The sequence below is a fragment of the Rhodococcus sp. T9N genome (assembly GCF_024436645.1).
Lineage (GTDB): Bacteria > Actinomycetota > Actinomycetes > Mycobacteriales > Mycobacteriaceae > Rhodococcus_F > Rhodococcus_F qingshengii.
The window spans coordinates 1-1,471 of record NZ_JAMSKS010000061.1; the positions used below are offsets into that span (position 1 = coordinate 1).

A 1,471-nucleotide genomic window follows, 5' to 3' on the forward strand; every position below is an offset into this window, starting at 1 on the left:
GAGATATTGTCAAGACCTGTGGATGAGGGTGTTTCAGGCGACCTCCGTTTCGCTTGATTCGTCGGGCTCAGCGGGTGAGATGTCGATGGGTCGTTCGAGCAGCTTGCCTTTGTGGAACACCGCGCCGGCACGGACCAGCGCGACCAGATGGGGGGCGTTGACCGCCCGCCAGCGGGCTTGTGCGGCGTCGATCAGCTTGTAGGCCATGGCAATCCCCGCTGCGCGTGACCCAGGGCCCTTGGTGACCTTGGTTCGCAACCGCACGGTCGCAAACGTCGATTCGATCGGATTCGTAGTGCGCAAGTGGATCCAGTGCTCGGCCGGGTACCGGTAGAACTCCAGGAGCACGTCGGCGTCGTCGACGATCTTGGCGACCGCCTTGGGGTACTTCGCGCCGTAATCTACCTCGAAGGCCTTGATCGCGACCTGGGCCTTGTCGATGTCCTCGGCGTTGTAGATTTCCCGCATCGCCGCGGTCGCACCTGGATGAGCCGACTTGGGCAGCGCAGCAAGCACATTGGCCTGCTTGTGAAACCAGCAGCGCTGTTCACGGGTATCCGGAAACACCTCCCGCAGTGCCTTCCAGAACCCCAGCGCCCCATCACCGACGGCCAGCACCGGGGCGGTCATCCCGCGGCGTCGGCATGAGCGCAGCAGATCAGCCCACGACTCTGTGGACTCCCGGAACCCATCGGTGAGCGCGACGAGCTCCTTGCGGCCGTCGGCGCGGACGCCGATCATCACGAGCAAGCACAGCTTCTCCTGCTCCAGGCGGACCTTGAGATGGATGCCGTCGACCCATAGGTACACGAAATCGGTGCCCGAGAGATCCCGGTCGGCGAAGGCCTTCGCCTCGTCCTGCCATTGCGCGGTCAGCCGGGTGATCGTCGAGGCCGACAGCCCGGCACCAGTGCCGAGGAACTGCTCCAACGCCGCACCGAAGTCGCCGCTGGACAGCCCGTGCAGGTACAGCAGCGGCAACACCTCGGTCATCTGCGGGGACTTGCGTGACCACGCCGGCAGGATCGCCGAGGAAAACCGTTGCCGTTCACCGGTCTCGGCGTCGACACGGCGGTCGTTGACCCGCGGTGCGGTCACCGTCACCGCCCCCGCCGCGGTGAGCACGTCACGCTCGTGGTGATAGCCGTTGCGGACCACCAGCCGCCGGCCGTGCTCATCGAGATGCTCGGCGAACTGCTCGATGTATGCGGCGACTTCGGCGGCCAACGCCGCCGCGAGCATCTGCCGGGCACCGTCGCGAACGATCTCGTCAAGCAACGACCGACCAACACCGCTGTCGTCGTTGGAGGATTGCTGATCCTGAACTACCGTGAGCATGGGCGTACCTTCCCGAACCAGCGCGCCAACGCCGGTCCTGATCAGAGCTGATGGAATTTCAGATCATTCCCGGGAAGGTGCGCCCACTCACGCCGCCTCGCCGAGAACCATCCACAGGTTCTGATCATTGCTC

1 protein-coding gene is annotated in these 1,471 nt (G+C 64.8%); it reads right to left on the reverse strand.

Translation table 11 applies throughout. The annotated features are described in order from the left end of the window. Positions 1-33: 33 nt before the first annotated feature. Positions 34-1,338, reverse strand: coding sequence for an IS256-like element ISRer3 family transposase (locus tag M1L53_RS33005; protein ID WP_042927240.1), 1,305 nt, complete (start codon positions 1,336-1,338; stop codon positions 34-36). Positions 1,339-1,471 lie beyond the last annotated feature (133 nt).

Bases quoted from the DNA above. Each gene is read 5' to 3' on its own strand.
- M1L53_RS33005 (WP_042927240.1), bottom strand. From the start codon at position 1,338: ATGCTCACGGTAGTTCAGGATCAGCAATCCTCCAACGACGACAGCGGT.